General features: G+C 71.4%; 14 protein-coding genes. 8 read left to right on the top strand and 6 right to left on the bottom strand.

All coding sequences use genetic code 11. The features are described from left to right. Positions 1 to 28: 28 nt before the first annotated feature. The 4 genes from ACFYNL_RS29340 (at position 29) to ACFYNL_RS29355 (ending at position 5,337) form a co-directional block, all read left to right on the top strand. Positions 29 to 283 carry a lasso peptide biosynthesis PqqD family chaperone gene (locus tag ACFYNL_RS29340; RefSeq protein ID WP_388808267.1) on the top strand — a complete coding sequence of 85 codons (255 nt, stop codon included), beginning with the start codon at positions 29 to 31 and terminating at the stop codon, positions 281 to 283. After that, the gene (locus tag ACFYNL_RS29345) at positions 280 to 705 is read left to right on the top strand and encodes a lasso peptide biosynthesis B2 protein (RefSeq protein ID WP_388808269.1); all 426 of its coding nucleotides are present in this window, start codon (positions 280 to 282) and stop codon (positions 703 to 705) included. The genes ACFYNL_RS29340 and ACFYNL_RS29345 overlap by 4 nt, the downstream gene beginning before the upstream one ends. Next, positions 702 to 2,579: an ABC transporter ATP-binding protein gene (locus ACFYNL_RS29350; RefSeq protein ID WP_388808271.1), complete on the top strand. Its 1,878-nt coding sequence runs from the start codon at positions 702 to 704 to the stop codon at positions 2,577 to 2,579. The genes ACFYNL_RS29345 and ACFYNL_RS29350 overlap by 4 nt, the downstream gene beginning before the upstream one ends. A gap of 205 nt (positions 2,580 to 2,784) precedes the next feature. After that, positions 2,785 to 5,337 (top strand): ATP-dependent Clp protease ATP-binding subunit, encoded by a 2,553-nt coding sequence (locus ACFYNL_RS29355; protein ID WP_388808274.1) that lies wholly within the window; start codon positions 2,785 to 2,787, stop codon positions 5,335 to 5,337. Positions 5,338 to 5,400: 63 nt separating this feature from the next. Here ACFYNL_RS29355 and ggt read toward each other — a convergent pair whose 3' ends face one another. Beyond that, on the bottom strand, positions 5,401 to 7,200 hold the full coding sequence (ggt, locus tag ACFYNL_RS29360) for a gamma-glutamyltransferase (RefSeq protein ID WP_388808276.1): 1,800 nt from the start codon (positions 7,198 to 7,200) through the stop codon (positions 5,401 to 5,403). A gap of 119 nt (positions 7,201 to 7,319) precedes the next feature. On the opposite strand from ggt, the gene ACFYNL_RS29365 reads away from it, so the two are divergent. Beyond that, on the top strand, positions 7,320 to 8,084 hold the full coding sequence (locus ACFYNL_RS29365; RefSeq protein WP_388808278.1) for a hypothetical protein: 765 nt from the start codon (positions 7,320 to 7,322) through the stop codon (positions 8,082 to 8,084). 115 nt (positions 8,085 to 8,199) lie between these two features. Continuing rightward, on the top strand, positions 8,200 to 9,765 hold the full coding sequence (locus tag ACFYNL_RS29370; RefSeq protein WP_388808281.1) for a CocE/NonD family hydrolase: 1,566 nt from the start codon (positions 8,200 to 8,202) through the stop codon (positions 9,763 to 9,765). Between the two features lie 225 nt (positions 9,766 to 9,990). Here the strand turns inward: ACFYNL_RS29370 and ACFYNL_RS29375 are convergent, their stop codons facing one another. Next, entirely contained in the window at positions 9,991 to 10,734 is a 744-nt protein-coding gene (locus ACFYNL_RS29375) for an amino acid ABC transporter ATP-binding protein (RefSeq protein ID WP_388808285.1), read from the bottom strand. 161 nt (positions 10,735 to 10,895) lie between these two features. Next, positions 10,896 to 11,303 carry a DUF6278 family protein gene (locus ACFYNL_RS29380; protein WP_388808287.1) on the bottom strand — a complete coding sequence of 136 codons (408 nt, stop codon included), beginning with the start codon at positions 11,301 to 11,303 and terminating at the stop codon, positions 10,896 to 10,898. A 217-nt stretch (positions 11,304 to 11,520) separates the two neighbouring features. Here ACFYNL_RS29380 and ACFYNL_RS29385 point away from each other — a divergent pair, with 217 nt between their 5' ends. Continuing rightward, positions 11,521 to 13,287 (top strand): SGNH/GDSL hydrolase family protein, encoded by a 1,767-nt coding sequence (locus ACFYNL_RS29385; protein ID WP_388808289.1) that lies wholly within the window; start codon positions 11,521 to 11,523, stop codon positions 13,285 to 13,287. 45 nt (positions 13,288 to 13,332) lie between these two features. Here the strand turns inward: ACFYNL_RS29385 and ACFYNL_RS29390 are convergent, their stop codons facing one another. Genes ACFYNL_RS29390 through pcaC form a run of 3 tightly spaced genes read right to left on the bottom strand, consistent with a single transcriptional unit; the run spans position 13,333 to position 16,140 of the window. Then, positions 13,333 to 14,112: an exodeoxyribonuclease III gene (locus ACFYNL_RS29390; RefSeq protein WP_388808291.1), complete on the bottom strand. Its 780-nt coding sequence runs from the start codon at positions 14,110 to 14,112 to the stop codon at positions 13,333 to 13,335. Between the two features lie 58 nt (positions 14,113 to 14,170). Then, positions 14,171 to 14,806: an MBL fold metallo-hydrolase gene (locus ACFYNL_RS29395; protein WP_388808293.1), complete on the bottom strand. Its 636-nt coding sequence runs from the start codon at positions 14,804 to 14,806 to the stop codon at positions 14,171 to 14,173. A 38-nt stretch (positions 14,807 to 14,844) separates the two neighbouring features. After that, the gene (gene pcaC, locus ACFYNL_RS29400) at positions 14,845 to 16,140 is read right to left on the bottom strand and encodes a 4-carboxymuconolactone decarboxylase (RefSeq protein WP_388808295.1); all 1,296 of its coding nucleotides are present in this window, start codon (positions 16,138 to 16,140) and stop codon (positions 14,845 to 14,847) included. A gap of 511 nt (positions 16,141 to 16,651) precedes the next feature. Here pcaC and ACFYNL_RS29405 point away from each other — a divergent pair. Further along, on the top strand, positions 16,652 to 17,521 hold the full coding sequence (locus ACFYNL_RS29405) for an alpha/beta hydrolase family protein (RefSeq protein ID WP_388808297.1): 870 nt from the start codon (positions 16,652 to 16,654) through the stop codon (positions 17,519 to 17,521). The last annotated feature ends 304 nt before the right edge of the window (positions 17,522 to 17,825 follow it).

Below are 17,825 nucleotides of genomic sequence, written 5' to 3' on the forward strand. Positions count from 1 at the left end.
ACCCCCGCCGCGTCAGAAAGGTGAGCGCATGCCCTTGCGGTTCGACGCACACATCTCCACGGCCGAGACCGACTACGGCACCGTCCTGCTGGACGAACGTGCCGGCACCTACTGGGAGTTGAACCCGACGGCCACACTGGTGGTCCGCACCCTGCTCGACGGCGGCGAGGAGGCGGACGCGGCCGCCGCCCTGGTCCGGGAGTTCGACATCGACCGGGCGCAGGCCCAGCAGGACGTCGAGGCGCTCGTCGCGAACCTGCGTGAGGCGGGGCTGGCGTCATGACGACACCCAGCGCGCTGGAACGCCCCACCGGTGTGCCGTTGGGCCGCCGTCTGGCCGCCCGCCTCGTGATGCTCCCGGCCGTCGCGCTCGCCCTGCTGCCGCCCCGCCGCATCCGCGCCGTCCTCGGTGTCCTGCGCCGCGGGGCCGCACCCGCCACCACCGCGCAGGCCCAGGCCGGACGGGACGCCATGTGCGCGGTCAGCCTGCGCTGCACCGGGCCGAAAGGGTGCCTGCCGCGTTCTTTGGGGGCCGCGCTGCTGTGCAGGCTCCAGGGAACGTGGCCGACGTGGTGCACCGGGGTCCGGGTGGTGCCGCCCTTCACCGCGCACGCCTGGATCGAGGTGGCGGGCCGCCCCGTCGGCGAGGACGTGCCGGACGGCTACTTCGCCCGGCTGGTGGCCGTCGAGCCGGCCGAACGATGAAGGGCGGTACGGCCACGGACACCGGGCCGCCGGCCGGTTCGGCGGTCGAGGACGCCGGCGGGCGGGGGAGCCCCGGCGAGGACAGGTCGACCCGTGCGGCGGTGGTCACTCTGTTCCGGCTCACCGCAGGGCACCGGGCCGCCGTCATGGTGGCCGGAGTGCTGACGCTGGCCGGCTCCGCCCTCGGACTGGCGCAGCCGCTGGTGGCCAGGCAAGCGGTGGACGCGAGCGGGCGCGGCCAGGTCGTCTGGCCGCTGCTGGCACTCCTCGGCGCGCTGTTCCTCGTCGAGGCGGCCATCGGGTCGGCGGGACGCTTCCTGCTGGAGCGGATGGGCGAAGGTGTCGTACGCCAGCTGCGGACCGGTCTGGTGGGACGTCTGCTCCGGCTGGAGATGCGGGAGTACGACCGCCACCGGGGCGGTGACCTCGTCTCCCGGGTCACCTCCGACACCATCATGCTGCGCGAGGTGGTCTCGCAGGCCCTCGTCGACCTGGTGACCGGAAGCATCGTGGCCGCCGGAGCGCTGATCCTGATGGCGTGGCTGGACCCGCTGCTGCTGCTTCTGGTCGTGCTCACCGTGGCCGTCGCGGCCGCCGTGGTCACCTCGCTGCTCCAGGGCATCCGGCGCGCCTCCGAACGCATGCAGGACTCGGTCGGCGCCGTCGCCGCGGATCTGGAACGGGCCCTGGGCGCCCTGCCCATGGTTCGGGTGCACCGCGCCGAGGAGCGGGAGGCGGACCGGATCGGGGCCCGGATCGAGGACGCCTACGACGCGGGCGTACGGACCGCGAAGCTGGCGTCCGTCATGAGTCCCGCCGTCGAACTCGCCGTCCAGGGCTCCTTCCTCGTCGTCCTGGTCGTCGGGGGTCTGCGCGTCAGCGGCAGCGCCGGCTCCCTCGGAGACCTCGTGGCGTTCCTGCTGTACGCCTCGTACCTGGTCCTGCCGCTGTCCTCCGTGTTCCACGCGGTGGGGCTCATCCAGCGCGGCATGGGTGCGTACCGGCGCGTCGACCAGGCGCTGCGTCTGCCCGTGGAGCACACGGCGCCGTCGCCGGCGCGGATCCGGCCCGAGCCCGTACCGTCCGCCCCCGCCGGCCGGCCCGCCGCGCTCGCGCTGCACGACGTCAGGTTCGGCTACGACCCGGGCCGCCCGGTGCTGGCCGGTGTGTCCTTCGCCGTCCCCCACCGCCGGCACGTCGCCCTGGTGGGCCCCTCGGGGGCCGGCAAGAGCACCGTGTTCGCGCTGGTGGCGGGGTTCTACGAACCGGACGCGGGAGCCGTGCTGTTCGACGGCCGGCCCGCGGCGGAACTCGGCCGTGACGCGTGCCGCCGGCGCATCGCCGTGGTGGACCAGAACACCCATGTCGTCCACGGCACCCTGCGGGAGAACATCACCTACGCCGCGCCCGACGCCCCGGAGGCGGAGGTGCGGCGGGTCCTCGCGCTCGCCCGTCTGGAGGAACTCGTCGAGCGGCTGCCCGGTGGTCTGGACGCCGTCGTCGGCGAACGCGGCAGCACCCTGTCGGGCGGCGAACGTCAACGCGTCGCCCTGGCCCGTGCCTTGCTCGCCCGTCCCGGGCTGCTCCTGCTGGACGAGCCGACCTCCCACCTCGACGCGATCAACGAGGCGGCGCTGACCACGGTGATGAAGGACATCGCCCAGGAATGCGCCCTGCTGGTCATCGCCCACCGCCTGTCCACCGTGCAGCACGCCGACCACATTGTCGTGCTCCACGAGGGCCGTACCGCCGCCTGCGGACGGCACGAGGACCTGCTGGCCCGCGACCCCCTCTACCGAAAGCTGGCCACCAGCCAGATGCTGCGCCCCGGCGGCCCGTCCGACCCCAGCCAGGGGCGCGGCGCGAACGGCTGAGCAGGACGCGCCGGAGCACGCCCGCCACGCGCGCCGGACCGCCGCACGGGGTGGGAGGGGGCCGCGGCCCCCGCGTCCTTGCACATGCCCCCTGGGCGAGAACGTGCCATCGTTGCATGAGCGAGTCCGAACCGGGTTACCCGACTCCGGCACGTCGATCAGCGAGGGCGACCCTGCCCGCGCAGGGACGCCGGATGGGAACGCCATGACCAGCGGCTTCAGTGGTCCGGAGGACTACGACCCCTTCGGAGAATTCCTCGCCCGTTTCTTCGGCGGACCGCGTCCCGGTCCCCGGCAGATCGACATCGGCCGGCTGCTCAGTCAACCGGCGCGGGAGCTGGTGCGGGGGGCCGCCCAGTACGCCGCCGAGCACGGCAGCCGCGACCTGGACACCCAGCATCTGCTGCGGGCCGCGCTGTCCTCGGAGCCGACCCGGAGCCTGCTCAGCCGGGCCGGCGCGGACCCGGACTCGCTGGCGACGGAGATCGACGAGCGGTCGGGCCCGGTCCAGCACCCGCCGGGTGAGGCCCCGCCCCCCACGTCGCTGTCCCTGACACCGGCCGCCAAGCGCGCCCTGCTGGACGCGCACGACCTGGCAAGGGCGCGGGGCGCCGGATACATCGGCCCGGAGCACGTGCTCAGCGCCCTCGCCGCGAACCCCGACTCCGCGGCGGGCCACATCCTGAACGCGGCCCGCTTCGCGCCCTCCGGCATGCCCTCCGAGGCGCAGGACAGCACCCAGACGCGGCCGGGCACCGACCAGCGGCCCCGTGTCGACGGCGGCACGCCCACCCTCGACAAGTACGGCCGCGACCTCACCGACCTCGCCCGCCGGGGCCGGATCGACCCGGTGATCGGCCGGGAGGAGGAGATCGAGCAGACCGTCGAGGTGCTCTCCCGGCGCGGCAAGAACAACCCGGTGCTCATCGGTGACGCGGGCGTCGGCAAGACGGCGATCGTGGAGGGCCTGGCCCAGCGGATCGCCGACGCCGACGTGCCCGACGTGCTCAGCGGCCGCAGGGTCGTCGCGCTGGACCTGACGGGCGTGGTGGCGGGTACCCGCTACCGGGGCGACTTCGAGGAGCGGCTCAACAACATCGTCGGCGAGATCCGCTCGCACTCCGACCAACTGATCGTCTTCATCGACGAGTTGCACACCGTCGTGGGTGCCGGAGGCGGTGGCGAGGGCGGCTCCATGGACGCCGGGAACATCCTCAAACCGGCTCTCGCGCGCGGCGAGCTGCACATCGTGGGAGCGACCACCCTGGAGGAGTACCGCAGGATCGAGAAGGACGCGGCGCTCTCCCGTCGCTTCCAGCCGATCCTCGTCCCCGAGCCCACCCCCGCGGACGCCATCGAGATCCTGCGCGGCCTGCGCGACCGTTACGAGGCCCACCACCAGGTCCGCTACACCGACGAGGCGCTCGTCGCCGCCGTGGAGCTGTCGGACCGCTATCTCACCGACCGCCGCCTGCCGGACAAGGCTATCGACCTGATCGACCAGGCGGGCGCCCGGGTCCGGCTGCGGGCACGGACCAAGGGCACCGACGTACGGGCCATGGAGCGCGAGGTCGAGCAGCTGTACCGGGACAAGGACCAGGCGGTCGCCGACGAGAGCTACGAGCAGGCGACGCAACTGCGGGACCGTATCGTCGAGTTGCGCAAGCGCATCGCGGAGGCGTCGGACACCGAGGAGGTCGACGAGGGCCAGCACCTGGAGGTCACCGCCGAGGCGATCGCGGAGGTCGTGTCGCGGCAGACCGGTATCCCGGTGAGCAGCCTCACCGAGGAGGAGAAGGACCGGCTGCTGGGCCTGGAGGAGCATCTGCACCAGCGGGTCATCGGCCAGGACGAGGCCGTCCGCGTGGTCTCCGACGCGGTGCTGCGCTCACGTGCCGGTCTGGCGAGCCCGCATCGCCCGATCGGCAGCTTCCTCTTCCTCGGTCCGACCGGTGTCGGCAAGACCGAGCTGGCGCGGGCCCTCGCCGAGGCGCTGTTCGGCAGCGAGGAGCGGATGGTCCGGCTGGACATGAGCGAGTACCAGGAGCGGCACACCGTGAGCCGTCTGGTCGGCGCCCCGCCCGGTTACGTCGGGCACGAGGAGGCCGGGCAGCTCACGGAGGTCGTGCGCCGTCACCCGTATTCGCTGCTGCTGCTCGACGAGGTCGAGAAGGCGCACCCGGACGTCTTCAACATCCTGCTGCAGGTCCTGGACGACGGCCGGCTGACCGACTCCCAGGGGCGGACGGTCGACTTCACCAACACGGTCATCGTGATGACCAGCAACCTGGGCTCCGAGGCGATCAGCCGGGGCGGCTCGGGGATCGGGTTCGGCGCGGGGGACGCGGTGGCCGACGAGGAGGCACGGCGCGAACGGATCCTGCGGCCGCTGCGCGAGCACTTCCGGCCCGAGTTCCTCAACCGTATCGACGAGATCGTCGTCTTCCGGCAGCTCACGCACGAGCAGTTGGAGCGCATCACCAACCTGCTGCTCGACCAGACCCGCGGTCTGCTGCGGGCCCAGGGCGTCTCGGTCGAGTTCACGGGCGCGGCCGTCGACTGGCTCTCCGAGCGCGGCTACCAGCCGGAGTACGGCGCCCGCCCGCTGCGTCGCACCATCCAGAAGGAGGTCGACAACCAGCTCTCGCGGCTGCTCCTGGACGGCCGGATCGGCGAGGGCGGCCGGGTGACGGTGGATGTGGAGGACGGGCGGCTCTCCTTCCGTACGGAAGAGCTGCCGCCCGCCCCCGAGTTGTGACGCCTGCCGTGCGGTCGGGCGCTACGTCGTGTCGCGGGGCAGGCGGGACTTTGCGGATACGGCCTACGAAGCCGGCCGCACGACCATCGCCGAGCCGCCGCCCCGCCGTACCGTCTCGGCGGCGGCCAGCCACTTCCCGTTCGGCAGCCGCTGCACCCCGGTCGTGGCGCCGATCTCCGGGTTCTGCCGGAACCCGTGCCCGATCGCTTCCAGCTGGGCTCGCAGCGGGCTGTTCCACAGGCCCGGTTCGAGTTCCGTGGTGGTCTGGTTGCGCTGGCTGGCGCGCGGTGCGGCGATCGCGTCGACCAGCGGCAGCCCCCGGTCGAGGAACCCGGTCAGCGTCTGCAGCACGGTGGTGATGATGGTGGCGCCACCGGGTGAGCCGAGTGCCACCACGGGCTTGCCGTGCCCGTCGAGCACGATCGTGGGTGACATCGACGAGCGCGGGCGCTTGCCCGGGCCCGGCAGGTTCGGGTCGTGCACGGCGGGGCTCGCCGGGGTGAAGGAGAAGTCCGTCAGCTCGTTGTTGAGGATGAAGCCACGGCCCGGGACGGTGATGCCGCTGCCGCCGGTCTGCTCGATGGTGAGGGTGTAGGAGACGACGTTGCCCCACTTGTCGGCGACCGTGAGGTGGGTCGTGCTGTCGCCCTCGTAGGTGGTGGGGGCCGCCGTGCCGCTCGCGTCGCAGGCGGCCGGGTTGCGCGGGTCGCCCGGGGCGACGGGGCTGGTCAGCACCGCGTCGTCCTTGATCAGGCACGCGCGGGAGTCGGCGTAGCGCTGCGACAGCAGTTCCTTCGTCGGTACGTTCTCGAAGGCCGGGTCGCCGACCCAGCGGCCCCGGTCGGCGAAGGCGATGCGGCTGGCCTCGATGAAGCGGTGCAGGTACTGGGCCTTGGTGGCCTCCGACAGGTCCGTGCGCTCCAGGATGTTGAGGGCCTCGCCGACCGTGGTGCCGCCGGAGGAGGAGGGCGCCATGGAGTAGACGCCGAGACCGCGGTACGAGGTCCGGGTGGGCGCCTGCGACTTGACGCGGTAGGCGGCCAGGTCACGCGCGGACAGGTCGCCGGGGCGGGCGTTCCAGCCGGAACCCGGGTCGACGGGCGGCTTGTTGACCGTGTCGACGATGTCCTGGGCGAGGTGGCCCCGGTAGAGCGTGCCCACGCCCTTCCTCGCCAGCTCGGCGTAGGTGCGGGCGAGGTCGGGGTTCTTGAAGGTGGAGCCGACGACGGGGAGCTTTCCGTTCGGCAGGAACAGCTCCGCGGTGTCCGGGAAGTAGCGGAACCGGGTCTCGTTGGCGGCGGTCTGCGCCCGGAAGGTCTCGTCGACGACGAACCCGTCCCGTGCGAGCCGTTCGGCGGGCTTCAGCAGGGTGCCGAGCCGCTTGCTCCCCCATGTGTCCAGCGCCTTCTGCCAGGTGGCGGGCGTGCCGGGGGTACCGACGCTCAGACCGCTGCTGACGGCCTCGGCGAACGGGACCGCCTTGCCGTTCTCCACGAACAGGTCGGAGCCGGCACTCAGCGGTGCGGTCTCGCGGCCGTCGAGGGTCTGCACCGTACGGGACTTCGCGTCGTAGTGGACGAAGTAGCCGCCTCCGCCGATGCCGGCGGAGTAGGGCTCGGTGACGCCGAGCGCGGCGGCGGTCGCCACGGCGGCGTCGACGGCGTTGCCGCCGTTGCGCAGGACCTCGATGCCGGCCGCGGAGGCGTCCGGGTCGACGCTCGACACCGCTCCGCCGTAGCCGACGGCCACCGGCACCTTCTGCACGCTGCCGGTGGGGGAACCCGGCGGCGCCGCCGCCCCCACCGAGACCACGGCGGCCGAGACCACCAGGACCGACAGTTTCCGCGCGACAGGGCGACGCATCCGCACCTCCAGTCAGGAACCGTCCGCGCAGCCTATTCGATCGGCATGCCCCCGTCAGCCCGGCCACGCCAGACCGTTGTCGAACACGGGTTTGCGTTCGCCCGCTACCATGCGCGCCCATGAATGACGACGTGCGCAACATCGTGCTGGGCGTGGTCGCGGCGGGCATCAGCGCCGCGCTGGGCTGGCTCGCCCGTACCTATCTGTGGCGGCGCAAGCTCCGCCGCAAGCAGGCGTTCTTGGGGCTGCCGCAGAACTCGGAGTCGCTGCTCGTCGTCAACCGCGACCCGGCGACCTCCGAACCGGCCGTCCACCGGTTCGACGTGTTCGCCCTGCTGGAACTCGCCGCCCTGATCAAGGACTGCGGGGCGCACCTGCAGATGGTGACCCAGGACAACGTCCAGCAGGGCTTCGGCGAGCGCACCGAGTTCTGCGTCGGCGGCCCCGGCTCCAACCGGCGGATGCTCGCCCACATGGCCGCGATGCTGCCCGGGGTGCGCGTGAACATCGACCCGGAACCGGGCCCGGACCGGGGCGCGTTCCGGATCGGCGGCGAGCACTACCGGATGGAGCCCGGGGTGACGGAGTACGTCCTGCTGGCCCGTCTCACCGCGGGCGAGCGGAGCGAGGCCCGGCCGGTGTTCCTCTTCTGCGGGCAGCGCGCGATCACCAATCAGGCCGCGACCCGCTATCTCGCCCGCAACCACGAACGGCTGGCTCGCAAGCATGGCACCAAGTCGTTCGTCCTGCTGCTGAAGGTCGTCAACTCGCAGGCGTACGGCCCGGACGTGGTCGAGCTGGTCGCGGACGTCACCCGGGCCGCGCAGGCTCCGCTGCCAACCGCGGAGGCGGTTCCCGCACGGAACTCACACCGCGCCCCCTGAATTCATTCACACCACAACAATCGTTACTCCCACGTAACTTACCGACGGGTTACCTACGGTAAGGAGCCACGGTTACCGTTCGGTCACTTTGCATTGACACGAGTGAGGAGTGACCGTGGGAACCCAACGCAAGGCCCTGCGTACGACCGCCGTGGGTGCCGTCTCCGCGACCATGGTCGCCGGCGCCCTCGGGTTCGCCCCCACCGCCCAGGCGGCCATCAACAGCGTGCGGTTCGTCGACATCACCGGCGACGGCGGCACCGTCCTCAAGGCGAACGTCATCACTCCGGCCGGCGCCGACGGCTCCCGCCGCTACCCGCTGCTCGTCATGCCCACGAGCTGGGGCCTGCCCCAGGTCGAGTACGTCGCCCAGGCACAGAAACTCGCGAACTCGGGCTACGTGGTCGTCAGTTACAACGTGCGCGGCTTCTGGCAGTCGGGCGGCGAGATAGAAGTGGCGGGCCCGCCTGACACAGCCGACGCGTCCAAGGTCATCGACTGGGCACTCGCCAACACCCCGGCCGACGCGGGCCGCATCGGCATGGCGGGCGTCTCGTACGGCGCCGGGATCAGCCTGCTGACCTCCGCGCACGACGAACGGGTCAAGGCGGTCGCCGCCCTCAGTGGCTGGGCCGACCTCATCGACTCGATCTACTCCGGCCGCACCCAGCACGTCCAGGCCGGTGCGCTGCTGGACGGCGCGAGCGTGGTCACCGGCCGGCAGAGCGCCGAACTCCGGCAGATCTTCGACAACTTCTACGCCTCCAACCTGTCCAAGGAACAGGACATGATCAACTGGGGGAAGAAACGTTCGGTCGCTACGTATGTGGACCAACTGAACAAGAACGGCACCGCGGTCATGATGGCCAACGCCTGGGGCGACACGGTCTTCCCGCCCAACCAGTACGCGGACTTCTACGAGAAGCTGACCGGGCCCAAGCGCCTGGCATTCCGGCCCGGCGACCACGCCACCGCCGAGCTGACCGGCCTGTTCGGACTGCCCAACGACGTGTGGAACGACACCGAGCGCTGGTTCGACCACCACCTCAAGGGCGAGGCCAATGGCATCGACCGCGAGCTGCCCGTCCAGCTCAAGTCCCGCTCCACGGGCGGCTACGAGGGCTACCCGGACTGGAAGTCGGTCGCCGCGACGCACAGGAAGATCGCCCTCGGCGGCACGACCACGATCCGCACGAACGTCAACTCCGGCGCCGACGGCGGGATCGTCTTCCTGTCCAGCATCCTCGACCAGGTGGCCCAGCTGCCCCCGATGGCGTCGATCCCGCTGCTCCCGCGCCGGTGGGCGGCCGTCTGGCAGTCGGAGAAGTACCCGACGGCCCAACGCGTACGGGGCACGGCGAAGTTGCACACGACCGTCACCCCGACCGAGGAGAGCGGCACCCTCGTCGCCTACCTCTACGACGTGGGCCCGCTCGGCCTCGGCAAGCTGGTCAGCAACGCGCCGTACACCTTCCACGGACGCACGCCCGGCCGGCCGTTCGGCGTCGACCTGGAGCTGTTCTCCACGGCCTACGACGTCCCGGCAGGCCACCGGCTCGCCCTGGTCGTCGACACGGTCGACCCTCTCTACATCGAGCACAACCCGTCCGGCGCGCGGCTGACCTTCTCCTCACCGGCGAACGACCCGTCGTACGTGTCGATTCCACTGCGCGAGCAGTGATCTCCGGCCGGCGCCGGGCGGGTATGGCTCTATGACTGCTGCCCCCTGCTGCCCCTGGGTCCAGGGGCCGTGGGGGGATCCCCACCCGGCAGCAGCGTCCCTGGTCGCGGCCGGGGCCACCTCCACGGCCTTGGGGACGGACGGAACATCGTAGTCGAGGTCATGCCCGGCGAGGATTCCGGTGCGGGAAACCCCGTTCGCCCCGGCACGGGTCGCGCTCCCCGCTCAGTGGTGGAGGATCTTCGACAGGAAGTCCTTGGCACGCTCACTGCTGGGGTTGTTGAAGAACTCGTCGGGGGTGCGGTCCTCCACGATACGGCCGTCGGCCATGAACACGACGCGGTTGGCGGCCGAGCGGGCGAAGCCCATCTCATGGGTGACGACGATCATCGTCATTCCGTCGCGGGCGAGTTGACGCATCACCTCCAGGACCTCGTTGATCATCTCGGGGTCGAGTGCGGAGGTCGGCTCGTCGAAGAGCATCACCTTGGGCTCCATGGCCAGGGCACGCGCGATGGCCACGCGCTGCTGCTGGCCGCCGGAGAGCTGCGCCGGGTACTTGTCCGCCTGGTCGGCCACGCCGACGCGTTCGAGGAGTTCGCGGGAGCGCCGGTCGGCGTCCTCCTTCTTGCGGCCGCGGACCTTGACCTGGCCCAGCGAGACGTTCTGCAGGACCGTCTTGTGGGCGAAGAGGTTGAAGGACTGGAAGACCATGCCGACTTCGGCGCGCAGCCGCGCGAGCCCTTTGCCCTCGTCGGGCAGCGGCTGTCCGTCGAGCAGGATGGTGCCGGACTGGACCGGCTCCAGTCGGTTGATGGCCCGGCACAGCGTCGACTTCCCCGACCCCGACGGGCCGATGACCACCACCACCTCCCCCCTGCCGACGGTGAGGTCGATGTCCTGAAGGACATGCAGGTCCCCGAAGTACTTGTTGACGTCGCGCAGCTCGATCAGTGGATCGCCAGCCATGCCCAGCCCCAGTCATGTTCAGCTGTGTAGCGGTGGCCGCAAACTATCCAGGCAAAGATGGACTTAATACTCGACACGCACTTTTCGGGCATAAGCCGTATTTACGCCGAACTTATACGCGCGGCTCACACGGCGTCGCCCGGACGGCTCCACCGACGCCGTCACGCCTCCGCGACCTCCGCGTACAGCTGCGACAGCTCGGGCACCCCGCTCGTGGCCCACTCCTGCCCCGAGGCCACGACATCGAACTCACGGCCGGAGGCGAGGCGGACGATCGGCTGGCCGTCCGGCCAGATCCTCCAGGCGGCGCCGGGCACGGTGCGCACGATGACGGTGCCGAGGTACAGCCCGGCGTCGTTGCCCAGCCACGGCAGGACCTCCGCGTCGTCACGCCAGCGCGGCACCAGTTGGTCGAGCGCCTCCAAGGACGCAGCGGTGTCGTCGAGTTGCACTCCCGCCCGGGACGCGTGGGAGCGCAGCAGTTCGCATTCGGCAAGGAGTTCGGCGATGCCCTCGGGGTCGGGGGCCCCGCGCTTCTCGGGCCGGTCGCCCAGAAAAGGGATCTTCATACCTCCAGCGTGTCATTCGCACGGCCGAACGCACCACAGGCGCGCCAACCGCCGATTCCGGTCGAGTTCACGCCGAGTTCGGGCATGGCTCGTTGACGGGTCACGGGCGCCTCTCTAACTTCACGATGCGTCTTGCGTCTCGTCCGGACGTCACACCCGAGCTTGTCATGTGCAGCCATTCGCAGCCCTGAGCAGTCGTGAGCGGGAGGAGTCGGAGTTGCGCCGACGTGTGTGGAGTTCCACGGTCGTCCTCGCTCTCTTCGCGGTCCTGGTGCCGGGAGTCTCCGCACAGGCGGCCCCCGAGCGCAGAGTCGGGCCGCTGCCGCTGGAGCGGCTCTTCGACAACACGGCCGTCAGCGACGACGCCCGGCCCGGCACGGGGAACTTCGACGGGACGGGCGCCTCCCTGTCGGCACAGGACCTCGCGGCGGCGGGCTGGACGCCCGGCCGCGCGCTGACGGTGCAGGGCGCCAGGCTGACCTGGCCGAACCGTCGTCCGGGCGAGCCGAACAACGTCGTGGCCGCCGGGCAGGACGTACGGGTGCGGGGCCGGGGCGACGCCCTGGCCTTCCTGGTGGCGGGTACGTCGGGCTCCCTCACGGGCGGCCCGGGAACCGTGTTCTACGCCGACGGCAGCCGCTCCGCGTATCACTTGTCCGCCCCCGACTGGCGCACCGGCCCGCTCGCCACCAAGGCGGTGGCCCTGCCGCACATCAACACTGCCGGCGGTCAACTCGCCTGGCGTACACGGCTGTACGTCGTCACCGTGCCGCTCCTCACCGGGCGCGAGGTGGCCGCCGTACGGCTGCCGCACCACCGCGCGCTGCATGTGTTCGCGGTGGCGGTACGGACTCCCGCCCCCGGCTGGACGGGGAGTTGGACGACGGCGACGGGCGGCTACGCGGCCGTGGGGCCCTGGACCGACCGGACCCTGCGGCTGGTGGTGCACACGTCGGCGGGCGGGCCGCGGGTCCGGCTGCGGTTCGACAACACCTTCGCGGCGGCACCGGTGCGGATCGGGAGCGCCACCGTGGCGGTACAGGCGGCGGGCGCGGCTTCGCGGGGCACGCCGGTCCGGGTGTCCTTCCGCGGTGCGCGGGGCGTCGAGATCCCCGCGGGGGCGCAGGCCTACAGTGATCCGCTCGCCTTCCATGTGCCCGCGGACACCAGTCTGCTGGTCAGTTTCCATCTGCCCGGGACCGTGCCCGCGGCGCCCGTGCACCGCCTGGCGCAGCAGCGGTCGTACGTGAGTGCTCCGGGCGACCACACGGCGGACGCCTCCGCCGTCTCCTATCCCACGGTCCTGACCAGCTGGCCGCTGCTGACGGGAGTCGACGTGGGCGGCGGACCGGGGTCCGTGGTGCTGCTGGGCGACTCGATCACCGACGGCGACAAGTCCACGATGGACGCCGACCGGCGCTGGCCCAACGTGCTCGCCACACGACTGCTGAACCAGAATGTGGTGCCGCGATATGGGGTGCTCAACCAGGGGATCTCCGGCAATCGTGTGGTCTCCGACCGCTATCCCGGGGACGGCGTCTCCACGGACACGGCCGGGGTGAGCGCCCTGTACCGGTTCGACCGGGATGTACTGGCCCAGACCTCCGCGCGTACGGCGGTGGTCTTCGAGGGCGTGAACGACGTGCGCTGGGGCACGACCGCGGAACAGGTGATCGCCGGGCTGCGTGAGGTCGCCGACCGCGGGCATGCGCGGGGGCTGCGGATGCTCGCGGCGACGATCCTGCCGTGCGAGGGCGAGGTGCGGTGCACGCCCGCGGTCGACGCCGAGCGCCTCAAGGTCAACCAGTGGATCCGCTCCGGCGCCGGCTTCGACGGCGTGCTCGACTTCGACGCGGTGGTACGGGATCCCGCGCGGCCCTCCCGGATGCTGCCCGCCTACGACAGCGGGGACCATCTGCATCCCGGGGACGAGGGGCTCGCCGCACTCGCCAGGTCGGTGGATCTGCGAGCGCTCGTGCCGTGACGCCGGGCGCCGGGACACCGGGCGGGCCGGTGGGACCGGCCTCGGCTACACGTCCAGGTCGACCACGACCGGCGCGTGGTCCGAGGCGCCCTTGCCCTTACGTTCCTCGCGGTCCACGTAGGAGTCGGTGACCGCCTTCGCGAACGCCTCGTTGCCGTAGACCAGGTCGATGCGCATGCCCCGGTTCTTGGGGAAGCAGAGCTGGCGGTAGTCCCAGTACGTGAACGGCGCGTCGTACTTCAGGGGGCGCGGGACCACGTCGGACAGACCGGTCTCGCGCAGGGCGGCCAGGGCGGCGCGCTCGGCGGGGGTGACATGGGTGGAGCCCTCGAAGGCGGCGCGGTCGAAGACGTCGTCGTCGGTCGGCGCCACGTTGTAGTCACCCATCACCGCGAAGGGGCGGCTGCCGCCGGCGTCGCCCGCGACGGCCGCCTTGAGCGCCTCGAACCACTGGAGCTTGTACGCGTAGTGGGGGTGGTCCACCTCGCGGCCGTTCGGCACGTACACCGACCAGACGCGGAGCGGGCCGCAGGTCGCGGAGATGGCGCGGGGCTCCACGGCGCCGTCGTAGCCCGGGTCGCCGGGCAGCCCCTTGACGACCTCCTTGAGGCCGACTCGGGAGAGCACCGCCACGCCGTTCCACCGGCCGGTGGCGTGCACCGCCGCCTCGTAGCCGAGGTCGCGCAGCGGGTCGAACGGGAACTGCTCCTCGGCGACCTTCGCCTCCTGGAGGCACAGCACGTCCGTGCCGCTGCTCTCCAGCCAGGCGAGGAGCCTCGGCAGGCGGGCGGTGATCGAGTTCACGTTCCAGGTCGCGATGCGCATGCCTGACAACCTACCGGGCGGGACTGACAACCCGGCCCCGCCCAGCGTGGGGCCCCGCTCACACCTGCGCCGACTCCCCCGGCGTCAGACGCAGGTGCTCCGAGCCGCCGAGGCCACCGATCTGCCGGTCGTAGATGGGACGGGCCAGGTCGGTGAGCAGCGCGTCGTGGATGTCGTAGGCGCGCTGCGGCGCGACCTCGCGCACGTAGTCGATGACCTCGGAGATCTTGTTCCAGGGAGCCATCACGGGGAGCATCAGCGTCTCCACCGGGTGGTCGGGGACGGTGAGGGCGTCGCCGGGGTGGAACACCTTGCCGCCGTCCACGAGGTAGCCGACGTTGGTGATCCGCGGGATGTCCGGGTGGATGACGGCGTGCAGTTCGCCGTGGACCTGGACGTCGAAGCCGGCGGCGGTGAAGGTGTCTCCGTGGCCGACCGTGTGCACCCGGCCCGGGAAGGCCGACGAGAGCTTGTCCGCGACCGACTTCAGCGTCCAGACCTCGGCGGCCGGGTTGTGCTCCATGGCCGCCCGCAGGCGCGGTTCGTCGAAGTGGTCGGGGTGCTCGTGGGTGACGAGGATCGCGTCCGCGCCGAGCGCGGCGTCCATCTCGCTGAACCCTCCGGGGTCGAGGACGAGCGTCCGGCCGTCCTTCTCCAGCCGGACGCAGGCGTGCGACATCTTCGTGAGCTTCATGACACCATCCTGCCGCGCCGAGGCTCGCCGCCGAGCCTTCACTCCTCGGGCGTGGTCTCCTCGCGTATGACCTTCTGGGCGACCCGGAACGCGCTGTTCGCCGCCGGTACGCCGCAGTAGACGGCGGCCTGGAGCAGCACTTCCTTGATCTCGTTCGGGGTGAGGCCGTTGCGCAGGGCGGCACGGGTGTGGAAGGCGAGTTCGTCCAGGTGGCCGCCCGCGACCAGGGCGGTGAGGGTGACACAGCTGCGGGAGCGCCGGTCGAGGCCCGGTCTGTTCCAGATCTCGCCCCAGGCGTAGCGCGTGATGAACTCCTGGAAGTCCCCGGAGAACTCGTCCGCCTGCGCCAGCGCCCGGTCGACGTGCGCGTCCCCGAGCACCTCGCGCCGGACCTTGATCCCGGCGTCGTACGGGTCCTGCGGGCCCGTCGGCTGCGGCACCACGACGGCGGGGGCTATCTCGGCGACCGGCGCCGGCTGCGCGGGTGCGGCGGACAGGACCGGCCTGACGGCGACGGCCGGGACGGCGATCTGGCCGGTGGTGTCGAAGCCGGGCTGCCAGGCGGTGGAGAAGTGCCGGACCAGCAGGTCCGTGACGGCGGCGGGCTGCTCGACCGGCACCAGGTGGGAGGCGCCGGGAACCACGGCGAGACGGGCGTCCGGTATGCCCGCGACCAGCGTGCGGGCCTCGGCGGGGCCGGTGACCTGGTCGTCCGAACCGACGAGGACGAGGGTGGGCACGGCGACGCCGGCGAGCTGCGACCGTACGTCGAAGGACGCGAGCGCCTCGCAGGCGGCGATGTAGCAGCCGGGGTCGGTGGTGCGCACCATCTGCACGGCCCACTCGGTGATCGCGGGCTGGGCGGCGGCGAAGCCGGTGGTGAACCAGCGGTCGGGCGACGTGCGGGCGATGGGGTCGAGGCCGTTGGTGCGCACGATCACGCCCCGCTGCCGGAACTCGTCGGCCGTGCCGAAGCGCGGAGAGGCGGCGATCAGGGCGAGCGAGGCGACGCGCTCCGGGCGCCGCAGCGCCAGTTCGATACCGAGGGCACCGCCCAGCGCGCAGCCCGCGTAGCCGAAGCGCTGCACGCCGAGGCCGTCGAGGGTGGCGAGCAGCCGGTCGGCGAGGTCGGCGACGGAGCCCGCCGGGTACGCGGGCGCGCCACCGTGTCCGGGCAGGTCGAACCGGAAGACCCGCCACTGCTGGGTCAGCTCCGGGACCTGCCGGTCCCACATGTGCCAGGTGGTGCCCAGTGAGGGACCGAGGATCAGGACGGGGGCCTCTTCTGGCCCGTCAAAGCGGTATTGCAGGGTGTTCGACGGTGTCTCACTCACCCGCCCGAGCCTCTCATCTGTCACGAGATGTCACATCGCCGGGGTGGGTTAGCGGGCCTTGTCCCGCTCCGGCGCTGCCGCGCCTGCCGGCGAGAGTCAAGGTACATATTCTCCGCGGCGCCTGTTGGTCCTCCTGGCACCTACCCCGCACCAGCGCCTCCGGATCTCACCTCCGACCCACCAGCGGACGCCGACCGTATCTCTGCCTGAAGTGCGTCCGCATCGTCCGGCGCAGCATCCCTTCCCAGTTCGGAGCGACCACCGCCAGCCTCACCCGTTCCCTCACCGAGGCCGGGCGGAAGGCACGCGCACGTCTCCTCCCGCCCCGGCACAACCGGGACTGCCCGCGCGCGATCAAGAAGCCGAACCGATGGCCGGTGCTGAGGACCCGCGCCAAACGCGGCACTGTGCAGCGAGGCCGCTGGGCCCACAACCCCGACCACATAGCCGAAGAGCACCTGCCGGGCTGGAAGACCCGCACTTGGGACAGGCGCCCCCCTACGATGTCGCCATGATGATCTCTGGACAGGGACAGCCGCTGATACGTGTCCTGCTCGACGAGTCCCGACGTGACCTGAGGGATCCGACTCGTCCGCGCCCTGTCCGTCTTTACCTGTGGGAGCCGAGCCACCCACAGGCCGCACCCGCTCCGCTTGTCGTCGTCTCTCACGGCACCGGAGGTTCGGGCAGCGACATGGAGTGGCTGGTACGACCGCTGCGCGAGGCGGGTTTCCGGGTTGTTGCCCTCGATCACCACGGCAACAACTACGTCGACGGCTACGAGCCGGAGGGCTTTCTCCACGTATGGGAACGGCCCCGGGACGTCTCCTTCGCACTCGAAGCGCTCGCCCGGGAAGAGTTGCTCGGTCCGGTCGGTGTAGCGGGTTTCTCCCTCGGCGGTTACACGGCGGCGGCCCTTGCCGGGGCCCGTGTCGATCCGCAGATCCTGTGGGCTGTGCTGACGGGAACGATCCCTCTGCCGGAGATCCCCGAGTTCCCCGGCGCACTGGACGCGCTGCGGAAGAAGTATCCACTGGACGAGTCGTCACGACGTGCGCTGGATGCCGCCGCGGCAGACCTCTCGGATCCCCGAGTGCGGGCGGTCTTCCAGGTAGCCCCCGGTGTGGGCAGTCTCGTGACCCCGGAAAGCCTGGCAACCGTGCGGGTGCCTGTGGGCATCCGCTGGGGTGGAGCAGACACGGTCAACCCGTACGACGTCGACACCAAGCCGTACCTGGAGCACATTCCCACAGCGAGTGGTGGCTCGGCCGGCCCCGATGTCCGCCACGACGACTTCTTCGCCCCGGAACCTGCCGACCCGACTGTCCGCGTTCGGGTCGGCAGGGAGGCGGCCGCCTTCTTCCAACAGCACCTTGGCTGACACCCCGGCGGACACGGCGTCGGCGTAGAGCACGGGGCTACCAGCGTTGAGTATCGAGCACGGGGCCACCAGCGTTGAGCACGGCCACTGGCGCCAAGGCAACTGCATTGGTCGTCGCCTGGGCCTGAGCCATCTGGGCGTGAGGCGCTGAGCTGACTCGCTGACCCCCTGCTTTCATGGCGCCCGGTTTGCGAGCGATCCTCGGGTCTGGTTGCTCCGGCGCACAGGTCCCGGCCGTGGCAGGGATATGGGAAATCGCTGACGTGCCGCCGTGCAGCGAGTGGCACTCGGTACGGGCGCCCGG

This window comes from Streptomyces sp. NPDC007808 (assembly GCF_042868655.1).
Taxonomy (GTDB): Bacteria; Actinomycetota; Actinomycetes; order Streptomycetales; family Streptomycetaceae; genus Streptomyces.